The sequence below is a fragment of the Flavobacterium tructae genome, from assembly GCF_001853485.1.
GTDB lineage: Bacteria > Bacteroidota > Bacteroidia > Flavobacteriales > Flavobacteriaceae > Flavobacterium > Flavobacterium tructae.
This window is the reverse complement of the sequence record NZ_MIKE01000011.1, coordinates 1,004,827-1,018,251: the sequence shown is the minus strand read 5'-3', so window position 1 is coordinate 1,018,251 and position 13,425 is coordinate 1,004,827. Positions and strand designations below refer to the sequence as shown.

12 protein-coding genes are annotated in these 13,425 nt (G+C 35.4%); 7 read left to right on the top strand and 5 right to left on the bottom strand.

Going from position 1 to position 13,425, the window contains the following annotated elements; all coding sequences use genetic code 11:
* Nucleotides 1-47 precede the first annotated feature (47 nt).
* A complete protein-coding gene (locus tag BHE19_RS06335; protein WP_029270935.1) occupies nucleotides 48-404 on the bottom strand; it encodes a hypothetical protein in 357 nt (118 codons plus the stop codon).
* A 241-nt stretch (nucleotides 405-645) separates the two neighbouring features.
* Between BHE19_RS06335 and BHE19_RS06330 the strand changes: the two genes are divergently transcribed.
* From BHE19_RS06330 to BHE19_RS06305, 6 genes are all read left to right on the top strand, one after another.
* Nucleotides 646-1,173 (top strand): CvpA family protein, encoded by a 528-nt coding sequence (locus BHE19_RS06330; protein WP_070906386.1) that lies wholly within the window; start codon nucleotides 646-648, stop codon nucleotides 1,171-1,173.
* Between the two features lie 135 nt (nucleotides 1,174-1,308).
* The gene (locus tag BHE19_RS06325) at nucleotides 1,309-2,409 is read left to right on the top strand and encodes a helix-turn-helix domain-containing protein (protein ID WP_070906385.1); all 1,101 of its coding nucleotides are present in this window, start codon (nucleotides 1,309-1,311) and stop codon (nucleotides 2,407-2,409) included.
* Nucleotides 2,410-2,542: 133 nt separating this feature from the next.
* Nucleotides 2,543-3,535 carry an alpha/beta fold hydrolase gene (locus tag BHE19_RS06320; RefSeq protein ID WP_070906384.1) on the top strand — a complete coding sequence of 331 codons (993 nt, stop codon included), beginning with the start codon at nucleotides 2,543-2,545 and terminating at the stop codon, nucleotides 3,533-3,535.
* A gap of 4 nt (nucleotides 3,536-3,539) precedes the next feature.
* Entirely contained in the window at nucleotides 3,540-4,214 is a 675-nt protein-coding gene (locus tag BHE19_RS06315; protein ID WP_233431360.1) for a hypothetical protein, read from the top strand.
* Nucleotides 4,215-4,476: 262 nt separating this feature from the next.
* Nucleotides 4,477-6,273: a translation elongation factor 4 gene (gene lepA, locus BHE19_RS06310; protein WP_017497407.1), complete on the top strand. Its 1,797-nt coding sequence runs from the start codon at nucleotides 4,477-4,479 to the stop codon at nucleotides 6,271-6,273.
* A 750-nt stretch (nucleotides 6,274-7,023) separates the two neighbouring features.
* A complete protein-coding gene (locus BHE19_RS06305) occupies nucleotides 7,024-7,980 on the top strand; it encodes a helix-turn-helix transcriptional regulator (protein ID WP_070906383.1) in 957 nt (318 codons plus the stop codon).
* A 44-nt stretch (nucleotides 7,981-8,024) separates the two neighbouring features.
* Here the strand turns inward: BHE19_RS06305 and BHE19_RS06300 are convergent, their stop codons facing one another.
* Together BHE19_RS06300 and BHE19_RS06295 are read right to left on the bottom strand one after the other, a co-directional pair.
* A complete protein-coding gene (locus tag BHE19_RS06300) occupies nucleotides 8,025-8,525 on the bottom strand; it encodes a DinB family protein (protein WP_070906382.1) in 501 nt (166 codons plus the stop codon).
* 50 nt (nucleotides 8,526-8,575) lie between these two features.
* Nucleotides 8,576-9,055, bottom strand: coding sequence for a DinB family protein (locus BHE19_RS06295; protein ID WP_017497400.1), 480 nt, complete (start codon nucleotides 9,053-9,055; stop codon nucleotides 8,576-8,578).
* A 395-nt stretch (nucleotides 9,056-9,450) separates the two neighbouring features.
* Here BHE19_RS06295 and thiL point away from each other — a divergent pair, with 395 nt between their 5' ends.
* Complete coding sequence (gene thiL, locus BHE19_RS06285) at nucleotides 9,451-10,497, top strand: thiamine-phosphate kinase (RefSeq protein ID WP_070906380.1); 1,047 nt, start codon at nucleotides 9,451-9,453, stop codon at nucleotides 10,495-10,497.
* A gap of 144 nt (nucleotides 10,498-10,641) precedes the next feature.
* Here thiL and BHE19_RS06280 read toward each other — a convergent pair whose 3' ends face one another.
* The gene (locus BHE19_RS06280; protein WP_070906379.1) at nucleotides 10,642-11,340 is read right to left on the bottom strand and encodes a response regulator; all 699 of its coding nucleotides are present in this window, start codon (nucleotides 11,338-11,340) and stop codon (nucleotides 10,642-10,644) included.
* Entirely contained in the window at nucleotides 11,337-13,388 is a 2,052-nt protein-coding gene (locus BHE19_RS06275) for a tetratricopeptide repeat-containing sensor histidine kinase (protein ID WP_070906378.1), read from the bottom strand. The genes BHE19_RS06280 and BHE19_RS06275 overlap by 4 nt, the downstream gene beginning before the upstream one ends.
* Nucleotides 13,389-13,425 lie beyond the last annotated feature (37 nt).

Genomic DNA, 13,425 nt, shown 5'->3' with positions numbered 1-13,425 from the left:
CAGTTTTCAGTCTCAATTGGACTGAAAACTGAGACTGAGACTAAAAACTACTCTATCAGTTCTCTTTCTAAAAAATAATTCACAATGGCTTCTTTCATCAAAACCGATTGTTCTCCCGCTTTTAGTGGCGGTAATTCTTCTTTTACTTTATAATGTGGCCATCCTTCGGCATCAAAAAAGTCAAATTCATAAAACCCGTAAGGTTCCAATAATCGACAAATAGCGATGTGCATCAGGTTTAATTTTTCATCTTTTTTAAATTCACGGTGTACTTTTCCAAGTTCCTGAACTCCGATTAAATAAATTATGGCGTCTAAATCTAAATCTTCGCCTTGCGAAAATTGATTAGACAATATATCGACGAGCTTTTCCCATCGCTCTTTTAGTTGTGTATCTCTGGACATTGTATGATTTTAGATTCTTGAGTTTAGATCTTAGATTGTTGCAAAATTTAATTCTGAAGGGGACAGAATTACAATCTTAACGCTAAATTTTGATTTACAAAGATACATAGTTCAACACATTGCACCTAAAAAAATTAAACACTTAGAAAAGAAGAACTCCAAAAAACGGCTGAACCTTTGCCACTCTGAACCTCCAAACCTAAAAAAGTATATCTTTGCGCTTTTTTAAACACACCCAAATATGAGTTTTTTTGATATAATTGTGGCCGCTCTTTTAGCTTTTAGTTTATATAAAGGAATTAAAAACGGACTTTTTGTAGAAGTTGCTTCTTTCATTTCTTTATTGTTGGGAATTTATATTGCGATTAAATTCTCTTCTTTTATGAAAGAATTGATCATGAAACATGTTTCCTGGAATCCTAATACAATACAGATCACTGCTTTTATTCTCACTTTTATTTTAGTGGTAATTGGTATTTACTTCTTAGCTAAAATCCTTACCGGAATTGCTGATTTTGCCTTTTTGGGATTACCCAATAAATTAGGCGGAGGCTTTTTCAGAATCTTAAAAACCATTTTGATCATCAGTATTTTTATCGCTCTTTTTGAGAAAATCAATTTCAATAATACTTTTGCTAAAAAAGAAACCTTAGATCATTCTATTTTTTACAATCCGATTAAAAAGGTAGCCGCATTTGTTTATCCTTCTGTCGAAAAATGGTACGGGGAATTTAAAGACCATCATACTGAAACTTCTAAAGAGGAATAACAACCTCACTACTAAGCCTAACAGATTATAAAAAAAATTAATCTTTGCAAAACACCTCAACCGCAGACAATTGAGTAAAATAAATTATCTTGGTCGATATTTTAACAACCGATTTAATTTATACCCCAGACCTGTATGTTGTATTTAACCGGCATTATAATCACCTTTTTTCTGGTTGTTGTACTGGCAAGCAAAAGGAACAAAACTGAGGCCGACAAGATTCTGGCACTCTGGCTGTTTTTTACCGGCTTTCATTTATTCCTGTTCTATCTTCATTACAAAAATGACTATAGCGACTTTCCCTTTTTACTGGGTTTAGAACTCCCAATGCCTTTAGTTCAGGGACCCTTTTTATTTTTATACACTTCGGCTTTAACGAACCAAAATCGCTATAAAAAGTTTAATCTTTTACATTTTATTCCTTTTCTAGCTGCCATTCTGGTACTGATTCCGTTTTATAATTTGTCTTTCGAAGAAAAAGCAGCCGTTTTTAAAAACAAAGGCAAAGGCTACGAAACCCTAATATCTATTTTGTATGCTACAATCGTATTTTCGGGAATTATTTATCCTTTACTTTCCTTGCAAAAACTCATAAAACATCGCAAGAACATCAACAATCAATTTTCGCATACCGAACGAATCAACCTGACCTGGCTGCGATATCTAATTATTGGATCCGGTATCATCTGGCTCGTAATCATTTTTTCTGACGATCAGTATATTTTTTCGGTTGTCGTTTTCTATTTGATATTTATTGGATATTTTGGCGTCAAACAGGTTGGAATTTTCACCAATCAGCCGCTTTCCGAAAATAACCATTCTGAGACTTCAACACTTGAAAGCGTTAACACCGGAAATACATCTGAAAAAATTAAATATGAGAAATCAGGACTTACTTCTTCAGAACTTATGGCTATCCATCAAAGACTGACGCAACTCATGAATGATGAAAAAATCTACAAAAATGCCGATTTAACTTTAACCGAGCTTGCCCAGAAGATCAGTGTTCATCCCAATACACTTTCGCAGGTTATCAATTCGGTCGAACAGAAAAACTTTTATGATTACATCAACTCTCAACGTGTTGAAGAATTTAAAAGAACCATTCTTTTACCCGAAAATCAAAAATTCACCTTCCTGTCTGTCGCATTAGAATGTGGCTTTAATTCGAAAACGGCTTTCAACCGAAACTTCAAAAAAGCAACTGGCGTTTCTCCATCTGAATATTTAAAATAACTTTCATCTTAAATCCGACAGATTTTAAAAACCTGTCGGGTTTTTGAATTATAAACTGGAACCACCTTACAAGTTGGGGCGACCAGCATAGCACCACAGCTCATCTTTGCAGAAATTTAAACCAATTTATGCAATGAAAACCAAAGTACTTTACTCAGCCGTAATCGCTGTTTCAATTTTCTTTTTTATTGGATGCGAAAATGAAAACGACATTCAGGGACTTGGAAATTTAGTTCCCAAAACTGTCGATCAGGATGCCTCTATCGCTTCTATTTTTGTAAACGGAACGCAGCTGCACTCCGAGGCTTTCGGAAATCCCAACAACCCAATGCTCGTTTTCCTGCATGGTGGTCCCGGATCCGATTACAGAAATGGTCTGAATGTAAAACAACTCGCCGACGAAGGTTATTATGTGATCTTCTACGATCAAAGAGGCTCCGGATTATCCAAAAGACATGACAAAAATACGTACTCCATTCAATTGATGATCGACGATCTCTCTGAAGTCATAAAATATTACCGTAAAACACCCACTCAAAAGATATTTCTTTTCGGACATTCCTGGGGTGCTATGCTCGCCGCGGCTTATGTCAACCAATACCCAATGGCCATCAATGGGGTTATTTTGGCAGAACCGGGAGGTTTAAACAAAAAATTATTAGACGATTACGGAGAAATGAGCCGTAAAATAAAATTATTCTCTGAGGCCACCAGCAATTTATTGTATATCGATCAATTTTTAACAGGAAAAGAAAACCAGCACGAAATTCTTGACTATAAACTGGGAGTTTCTTCAGGTTTCTCTTATGCGAAAGGCAACAAGGAAGGTATTTCAGGGCCATCCCCATTTTGGCGAATCGGAACAACCGTTTTAGAAAGTTTAGCCGACATTGCCGAAAATGAAGGTTTTGATTTTACTACAAATCTAAGTCAGTACAAAACGAAAGTCCTGTTTTTATATGGCGAATTAAATCAGTCCTATGGTTTATCCTTCGCCCAAAAAGAAGCTGCCTTTTTTCCTAATACCACCATAGCCGAAGTAAAAGGTACCGGACACGAGATGATCTACTTCAAATGGGAAAATGTGCATCCTTTTGTACTGAACTATTTAAACGATCTAAAATAATCCCATGATGAAAACAATATTATTAATCAGCATCTTTATCTTCTCTATTTTCATAGGCAAAACCTACTCTCAAACCTTAAACTGGGAAAATCTTAAAGAGAATCAAAAACACATTCTAAATGTAAATGCTGGCTGGGAACATAGTTTTGTTTACGGACTTGCTTACGGCTACCATCTCAAAACGAAACTGCCAATTGTAGTCGAAGCATCTTTTTCCTTACCATCAGGCGAAACAGTATTCGATGATTTTAAAAGTAAAATTGGCGGACAAATTAATCTTTACCAAATAAATCATTTCCGTTTTAATGCCGCCATTCACGGAATTTATCGCCGATACGAAAATCCGTTAGTCACCTTACAAAACTTTGGTGCCGATGCAACTGCGATTATTGGCTATTACAAACCAAAATGGTTTGCCGCTGGAGAATTTGGTTTTGACAAAGCGATTGCTACTCATTTTAAAAATTCGGCAATTTATAAAGAAGTCTATCCCGATGTGAAAAATGGCTGGTATGAACCGTCAACCGGAGGCAATTTCAACTATGGCATACAAGCCGGATATTCCTTTCGCCGAAGTGACCTTACTTTACGACTGGGAAAAGTAATTACGCAAGATTTTAAAACAGAACCACTGATTCCACTATACTTTCAACTGGGTTATAATTTAAAGTTAGAATGATTTAGTTAATTACACTAAACCCGACAGTTTTTTTAAACCTGTCGGGTTTTATTTCTCCACTCTTTTTAAAGAAAATCACAGCGTATTTTAACGTTTTAAAAACTATTTTAAAATTCCGTATTCAACTATCGAAGATCAACATTCCAGAATCCAAAACTTTGCGCTATCTTTGCGGTTTATTAACATGCTCTAAGGCAATCGCTACAGTGCAGATTTAGACCCGGAAATTACTTAAACTCGTTTAGAGAATTGACATATTAAAATGAAGAAGATACGTAACTTTTGCATTATTGCACACATTGACCACGGTAAAAGTACACTGGCAGACCGCTTATTGGGCGCTACACAAACCGTTACAGCTCGTGAAGAAAAAGCACAATTGCTTGACAACATGGATCTGGAGCGTGAGCGTGGAATTACCATTAAGAGTCATGCCATTCAAATGGAATACACTTACAAAGGAGAAGAATATATCTTAAACTTAATTGACACTCCCGGTCACGTCGACTTTTCATATGAAGTTTCACGATCTATTGCAGCCTGCGAAGGTGCTCTTTTGATTGTTGATGCAGCGCAAAGTATCCAGGCACAAACTATTTCCAACTTATATTTGGCTTTAGAGAATGATCTTGAGATTATTCCGGTTTTGAACAAGGTAGATTTACCTAGTGCCAATCCTGAAGAAGTTAGCGACGATATTATTGATTTATTAGGATGTAAATTAGAAGATATTATCCATGCTTCCGGAAAAACAGGTTTTGGTGTTGAGAATATTTTAGCAGCCATTATCGAAAAAATCCCGGCTCCAAAAGGAAATCCTGACGAACCATTACAGGCATTGATTTTTGACTCGGTTTACAACCCGTTCCGTGGAATTGAAGTTATCTTTAGAGTAGTAAACGGAGAAATCAAAAAAGGGCAGAAAATTAAATTCATGGCTACGGACAATGAATATTTTGCTGATGAAATTGGAACTTTAAAATTAAATCAGGTTCCTAAAACTGTGGTTTCTGCAGGAGATGTTGGTTATTTAATTTCAGGAATTAAAGAAGCACGCGAAGTAAAAGTGGGTGATACCATTACCGACGCAAAAGTGCCAACTACGAATATGATTACAGGTTTCGAGGATGTAAAACCAATGGTTTTCGCCGGAATTTACCCTGTAGACACAGAAGACTATGAAGATTTACGTTCTTCTATGGAAAAATTACAATTGAACGATGCTTCATTAGTTTTTGCTCCCGAAAGTTCTGCTGCTTTAGGCTTTGGTTTCCGTTGCGGATTCTTAGGAATGCTTCACATGGAAATTATTCAGGAGCGTTTAGAGCGTGAGTTCGACATGACGGTTATCACTACTGTACCTAACGTTTCGTATTTGGCGTATACCAAAAAACATCCGGAAACGCCATTAGTTGTAAACAATCCATCAGATTTACCTGAACCTTCAAAACTAGACAGAGTTGAAGAACCTTTTATAAAAGCAACCATCATTACAAAAGCTGATTTCGTTGGAAACGTAATGAGTTTGTGTATCGAAAAACGTGGTCAGATTACCAATCAAACGTATTTGACAACAGAACGTGTTGAGCTGAATTTTGACATGCCATTGGCCGAAATTGTATTCGATTTTTACGATCGTTTAAAAACAGTTTCTAAAGGGTATGCTTCTTTTGATTACTCTCCTATTGGAATGAGAACTTCAAAACTGGTAAAACTGGATGTTCTTCTGAATGCTCAAACAGTTGACGCACTTTCTGCTTTGATTCACGAAGACAACGCTTACAACATCGGTAAAAAAATGACCGAAAAATTGCGTGAATTGATCCCAAGACAACAATTCGACATTCCGATTCAGGCAGCGATTGGTGCTAAAATTATCGCTCGTGAAACCATCAAAGCACTTCGTAAAGACGTTACCGCAAAATGTTATGGTGGAGATATCTCCCGTAAACGTAAACTTCTTGAAAAACAGAAAAAAGGTAAGAAACGTATGCGTCAGGTAGGAAACGTTGAGATTCCACAAGAGGCGTTTATGGCTGTTTTGAAACTGAACGACTAGATTTTTATTTTAGAAAATAGAAGAAAGAACAAAGAATATAGACTAACCCAATGACGAAAGTTGTTGGGTTTTTAGTTTTAATATATTTATCGGCGTATTCGGAACAAAACAAAGTCAATAAAAACTTCGGACAACCGCGAGTCACCCTGAGCGGAGTCGAAGGCTTATAGAACTAAAAATAGCTTCGACTTCGCTCAGCCCCATAGCTGAAAACTGATTAAACTAGAATTTTAACTCTGACTCAACCTAACATACTCATTAAAAATAAAGCTAACTCAGAAAGGCTTTTAGATTAATATGATATTTCAAAAAACTATAGCTTTTGAATTACTCTTTAAAAACAGATAGTATACTTTAGAAGAGGCGGCAAAATATACCGCTCCGCTGGAGCTTTTCCCCTACTGCTTTTTATTATCTATAAATATTTTGCTCCAACAGAGCAAACGGATGTCAATTATCTGAATAAACAAAGGGGTTGACTCAAAAATGAGTCAACCCCTTTGTCTTATATCAATTAAAATCTTTCTCAAAAAAACTATTACTTTTTCTATCTCAAACTGCTCCAGCGGAGCGAAATACCTTTTTGAGACCACCAAACTGTTATTTTATATTTCAACAATAATCATATGAGAACATTATATTGCAGACGTCAAAACAAAAGCAATCTGTCTCAATTTGGAACAGCTTTTTATTTCTTTAAACATCAAACCTTTGTAACTTTGAACCTCTGAACCTTTGAACCTAGAAAAAATGGACGAAACTCCAAAACGATTTGACCGAATTATTGCCATCCTCATCCAATTACAATCCAAAAAAATTGTGAAAGCGCAGGAATTGGCCGATCGTTTTGATTGTAGTTTACGAACAATTTATAGAGACATTCGAACGCTGGAAGCTTCAGGAGTCCCTATTTACAGTGAAGCCGGAGTGGGTTATGCTTTGATGGATGGCTACAGATTGCCTCCCGTTATGTTTACTCGTGAAGAAGTAAGCAGTTTTATAGCAGCCGAAAAACTCATGCAAAAATTTACCGATCCCTCTCTTGGAGCACATTATGCATCGGCCATGTATAAACTAAAATCAGTTTTAAAAAGTACCGATAAAGACTGGCTCTCCAATATCGAATCGCGGGTTATAATGAACACTGCCGAACCGATGTTTAATGATAATTCACCAAATACTTTGGCACTTCTGTTTGAAGGTATTGCAGAGAAAAAACAGCTTTTACTTTCGTACAAAACCTACGAAACCGATACGGCTACGCAAAGAAATATAGAACCTGTGGGGGTTTTTCACGATAATAACAATTGGTATTTTTTAGGATACTGCCATTTACGACAAGATTATCGTCAGTTTAGAGCAGACAGAATTCAGGGTATTCGAAAAACAGATGCTGATTTTACGATCGAACACGATGCTTTAGAAACTTATATCAATAAAACAGAAACTTGTCCAACAACAAAAGTCCGAATTTTAATTGACAAGAAAATCGCCCGTTATCTGGGTACCGAAAAAAAGTACCACGGGTTCATTTCAGAAAAAGAAGTAGACGGAAAAATAGAAATGACTTTTATGTCACGCGATATCGAAAACTCATTTCCGCGATGGTTTCTAATGTATGGAGATTACGCTACGATTCTGGAACCTGAAATACTCAAGGCCAAAACACTGGAATTACTGGAAGTCAACCGTAAAAGATTGCTATAAAAAAACTCCTAAAGGTGAAGTTCATCTTTAGGAGTTTTTCAAATCTAGTGTTTCTCTTTTACCACATTGTAAAAATTATAATCAGTGTTAGAAGCGTCAGTAATACCAACATTTCTTCCAATAGTTACAATCTGTCCTCGGTGGTACGTTCCGTGATTCACCACCTGCAGCAAGTAGTCGCTTACAGGCTGTTCGCACTGAAACCATGGATTTTCAATTTTGATTGTTTTCAATAACTGTTCGTCTGATAATGATGTGATAAATGCAGCTAATTTTGTGGAGGTATTCAATAAACCTTCAAATATTTCATCCTTATTTAAATCAACAGCTTCTCTTCTTTCCGGCTGTGGAATTTCGGCTATTATTGAAAACCAATATTCTTCGGTTTCCCAAATATGATTTAGCGTTTTAATAATGCTTGGATAGCTTGAAAGAACTTCTTTATGCAGCAATTCATCGGTTTTTGCCGAAAGCCAATTCACAAATTGTTGATTTACCCATAAATTATAAGCGGCATAATTGGTCATAATTTTTTTAAAACTCATACTGTTCGATTTATATTAGAATAAAATTTATTAAATACTTCCGGTTACAATTATCTTTCCCAGAAAAACGGAGGTTCGATATTTAAAGCTCTTAAATACACATAACCTTGTCCACGGTGATGCACTTCGTTATCAATAAAATACAATACATTCTGAATTATAGGAAATTCGTATTGCCCAAACAGATTAAAGGTTTCACTAAAATCTTCGATCGACAATTGTTTCCAATATTCGTTAATTTCGGCTGTCGCTTCATCCCATTTTTCCAGATACTGCGCTTTAAAAATCAATTTTTCAGATGCTTCGGTGTAAGGTTTGATTTCTTTATTAACGATTCCTTTTAATGCCGGAGCTGCGATAGCCAAAAGCTCGTCAGTCAACTGAGCGAAAGTTCGCATTCCTCCGATTGAAAATTCGAAAAAATCTTTCTCCGGAAATTTTTCAATAAGGTTACGTGTAAGCTTACGGTGTCCTTGCCAGTGTATCAATAAATCTTCCGGAGTAATTACTTGGGCTGCTAATGTTTTCATAGTTTTAAAGTTTTAATTATTTGATACTTCAAAAGTATTGAGGGTCGGTGACAACAGTTTGTCAGCAGGAAAATAAAATTTTAAAAATATTTTCTTTTCTAACAGCAGGACGTACAAATTTATTACATTTTGCTCAGATTCAATAACATAAATCACTGACAAACAAACACTAAACAACAAAACAACAAATTTGCTCAGTAAAAACACAGATAAAGTAGTTTCTTCCCTTTTGAATTTATCTAATTTTAAGGAGGAAAGAATCCTATCGAAAATAAACGGAATCGATTTTTCCGGTAAAGCTCTTCATAATGAAAAAGTAATGCAGACGACAATCCAAAAAATTAAACAAAACCTTTGTACCTTTGCCCCTTACAAACTTTGGAACTTAAAAGAAAATGATCGAAGATAAAAATCCGCAACGTACCAGTATAGCACAATTAGGCGAGTTTGGCCTAATTGACCATTTAACCAAAAATTTTGATATCACTCAGGAATCTACCCTGAAAAGTATAGGCGATGATGCCGCTGTTCTTGATTTTAAGGACAAAAAAGTAGTGGTCTCTACCGATTTATTAATCGAGGGAGTGCATTTTGATCTGGCGTATATGCCTTTAAAACATTTAGGTTACAAATCGGTTGTTGTTAACCTGTCCGATATTTGTGCGATGAATGCAAAACCAACGCAAATAACGGTTTCTGTGGCAGTTTCTAACCGTTTCCCATTAGAAGCCTTAGAAGAATTATTTGAAGGTATTACACATGCTGCAAAAGAGTACAAAGTAGATGTTATTGGTGGCGATACTACCTCATCGCAAAAAGGACTAATTATTAGCATCACCGCAATTGGTGAAGCTAACGAAGAAGAAATTGTTTATCGAAATGGTGCTCAAAAAACCGACTTACTTGTTGTTACCGGAGATATTGGAGCTGCTTATATGGGATTGCAGGTATTGGAGCGTGAAAAACAGGTTTTTCAGGTGAATCCTAACAGCCAGCCGGATCTGGATATGTACAGTTATTTGATCGAGCGCCAGTTAAAACCAGAGGCCCGAAAAGATGTTCGTACCTTATTGCATGCACTTGAAATTAAACCTACAGCGATGATTGATATTTCAGACGGATTATCTTCTGAAATCATGCATCTCTGCAAACAATCGAAGGTGGGTTGTAATTTATATGAGGACAAGCTTCCTCTGGACCCTCAGTTTATCTCGACCTGTGAAGAATTCAATATCGATAGTACAACAGTGGCTATAAATGGTGGTGAAGATTATGAATTGCTCTTTACCATCGACATTAATGATTTTGACAAGATAAAAGGCAACCCTAACTTCTCGATTATTGGCCACATGGCCGATGAAAGCGAAGGAGTTCATCTGGTAACACGTGCCAATACAAAAATTGCTTTAAAAGCCCGTGGCTGGGACGCTCTGACGGAGTAGTTTTTTAGTCGCAGTGTTCAGTTTTCAGTCGCAGTCACAGCATCTGGTAAAATCGCCGACAAAACCCTAAAACTGAAATAAAAAAAATCCAAATTCCGGTAATATCTCTGGAATTTGGATTTTTTTTATTTGGAATTTCCCCTTCTAAAAAAGCCCTTTACATTTCGCTTCTTTGACCAGGTCCTCATCAAAACCGCTTCTCACTTTAAGCAGTTCTTTAAGACCCGCTTTGCGTTTTTCGATTTCATTAACAGAAATTGGAATGTATTGCGGCATGTCGGCTAAAGAAGTTCCTTTTGACAAATGAAATAAAATTTGCTTGTCAAACTCATCAATTTCAATAGAATTATGAGCAGATTGATTGAGTATCTTTTGAACGGACTGGCTGTAATATTTATCACTTTTCATTACTTTATCAAATGCAAAAAGCAATTCATCAAAAGTGAGATCATTTTTGATAATTAAACCATTGGGACTAATGGTTCTGATGATTGTTTTAATTTTCAGTAATTCAGTGTACATTGTTAACAGAATTATTTTGCATTTTGGCATTTTCTTCAGAAGTAATTTCGCCAGATCTTCACCCGAAAAAATATTCTTTTCTTCGTATGGAGGCATGCTGATATCTAAAAAAGCAACATCAAATTCAGGAGTCTGAACATCTTCGATTAAATCATACCCTGATTTACAGTCGTGGGCCTGCAAAATAAAAAACTCATACTTATTAGGATTATAACGTGTTATCGCATTCTTATATCCTTCAATAATAAAGGGGTGATCGTCAACAATTAAAATGTTTTTTCTAATTAATTGAGGAGCCTGGGGATTGGGGTCAATTGTCATGTATGCTGTAGGTTTATTTTTTGATCTATTGGAATTTTGACTATCAGAAGAGTTCCTTCTCCTTTGGCCGATTTTAAGAAAACAAAACCTTTACATTCTGTCGCTCTGTATTGAATATTATGCAAACCGATACCTTTTCTTGTCGTTTTGGTATTAAACCCGATTCCGTCATCAGAAATTGACAAAATCAAATGGTTTATTTCACTTTTAAAATCTATCGTAATTGTATTTGCCTTCGCATACTTATTACAATTCTGAAGGGCTTCCTGAACAATTCTGTATAAATTAATTTTTACTGCATTTGTAACCAGTTCCCATTTAATATTAGAATCAAAAGAAGTGATTAAAGCGGAATCATAGGTGTTTCTCTGATCCTCAAACAATTTGTTTAAAATCGCGATAAAATTATTAATTAATTCTGATTTCTCACGGTTTAAATCATGTGAAATCTCACGAATATCTTCTTCAATATGTTTAAGTTCTGTCAGGTATTTTTTTCTTTTGGGAGCTGCTTCAGCCTCATCTACTTTATCTAAACTATCAAGACTGATTCTCACACCAAACATTCTGCCCAACACCCCGTCATGCAAATCCTGAGCTACTTTTTTCTTTTCTTTAATACGAGTCTGCTCAATATCATTTTGCTGCGATATCATCAAATTATAGATATCTTCATTAGCAACCTGCTGCTGCTGTTTAAAAAGCAGCTCTCTGTTTCTTGCCTGTTGTGTTTTATACACATAGAAAAACAAGCCTATCAGAGTACAAATACTAAAGATGTATATTAAGGTTTTGTTTTTCTCCTGCAAACTGGAGTTCTGATCTTTTATTTCATTAGTTTCATATTCGATTCTGGAGAATTTTTCCCCCATATTACGTTCGGCTCTCAACATTTCATCATTCAACTTAATATATTCCCTAGAGTAAGCTGAGGCATTTTTCGGATCAACAACCGCAATTTGCTTTAATACCTGGAGTGTATTATTAATTTTATTAGTCGATCGGGACAAAAGCAAAGCCTGCCTGGAGAACTGAATTGCTTTAAAAGTATCCTTTTTAAAGGCATAATATTCAGACAAATGAATCTTGCTGGACACAATCGCTGATTTTAATCCTAGACTATCCCTAATTTTCAGTGATCTGAAGAAATCATCCGAAAGACCGTCTAACTCTTCTAATTTAAATTTAGAGTATGCCAGATTATCCAGCAGCATTGCGTACAAAATGGTATTTTCTTTAAATAAATTTTCCTCTTTCAGACCTTTTTCAAAAAATCTTTTGGCATCCCGGTAATTACGCATATTGATGTAAACAAAACCAATATTATTTAATGATGCCGCTTTTAACTGAAGCTCCAGGGGAATAGATTTATCATTAAGATTTAGTAATGCCTTATTATGAAAACTTAATGCCTTACCATATTCTTCTTTATCATTGTACAAGATCCCTAATAAGTTATAACATTCATAAAACTGATCGTTAGCATTCTTCTGACCTTTTAAACTGCGCAATGCCTTAAAAACAGCAATTTCGCTTTCAAAAAAATCTCCTTCGTTGTATTGCAGACTAGCTTTACTTAAATAAGTTTTAGCCAGATTATAGTGATCATTAATTGCTAAATATAATTTTTCGGCATGATAAAAATTCATAAAGGCACTGTCAGAAACCGATTTTGAAACATAATAGTCACCTAAGTAAGTATAAGCCTTGGCAATATTGGCAGAATCCTTAGTCTCTTTTGATCTCTTCAGAATTAGTTCAGTCGTTTGAAGGTACGATTTCCAATCGCTCATATTATAATAACGATTGGCTATTTTAAACAAATTGACTTTATTGACAGAATCGTCTTTTTGCTTTATGATTATTGCAAATGCTTTCTTATTATACTTTTGTTTCAGATCATACGTTAAATCAACATCATTTGCCAAAGATAAAAACGTAGGGAGACTATCAATTGGAGAAGATTCATCTTCATCTACATGAGTTTTGCCAGTGCATCCCAATAGAATAAGAGATAAAAAAAGTAATATAGATAAAGTTTTTTTCAATGTCTTTTTTGAATTTTATCAAAAATACTAAAACTAA

Coding starts and splice junctions, on each gene's coding strand:
- BHE19_RS06335 (WP_029270935.1), bottom strand. CDS start 404: ATGTCCAGAGATACACAACTAAAAGAGCGATGGGAAAAGCTCGTCGAT.
- BHE19_RS06330 (WP_070906386.1), top strand. CDS start 646: ATGAGTTTTTTTGATATAATTGTGGCCGCTCTTTTAGCTTTTAGTTTA.
- BHE19_RS06325 (WP_070906385.1), top strand. CDS start 1,309: ATGTTGTATTTAACCGGCATTATAATCACCTTTTTTCTGGTTGTTGTA.
- BHE19_RS06320 (WP_070906384.1), top strand. CDS start 2,543: ATGAAAACCAAAGTACTTTACTCAGCCGTAATCGCTGTTTCAATTTTC.
- BHE19_RS06315 (WP_233431360.1), top strand. CDS start 3,540: ATGATGAAAACAATATTATTAATCAGCATCTTTATCTTCTCTATTTTC.
- lepA (WP_017497407.1), top strand. CDS start 4,477: ATGAAGAAGATACGTAACTTTTGCATTATTGCACACATTGACCACGGT.
- BHE19_RS06305 (WP_070906383.1), top strand. CDS start 7,024: ATGGACGAAACTCCAAAACGATTTGACCGAATTATTGCCATCCTCATC.
- BHE19_RS06300 (WP_070906382.1), bottom strand. CDS start 8,525: ATGAGTTTTAAAAAAATTATGACCAATTATGCCGCTTATAATTTATGG.
- BHE19_RS06295 (WP_017497400.1), bottom strand. CDS start 9,055: ATGAAAACATTAGCAGCCCAAGTAATTACTCCGGAAGATTTATTGATA.
- thiL (WP_070906380.1), top strand. CDS start 9,451: ATGATCGAAGATAAAAATCCGCAACGTACCAGTATAGCACAATTAGGC.
- BHE19_RS06280 (WP_070906379.1), bottom strand. CDS start 11,340: ATGACAATTGACCCCAATCCCCAGGCTCCTCAATTAATTAGAAAAAAC.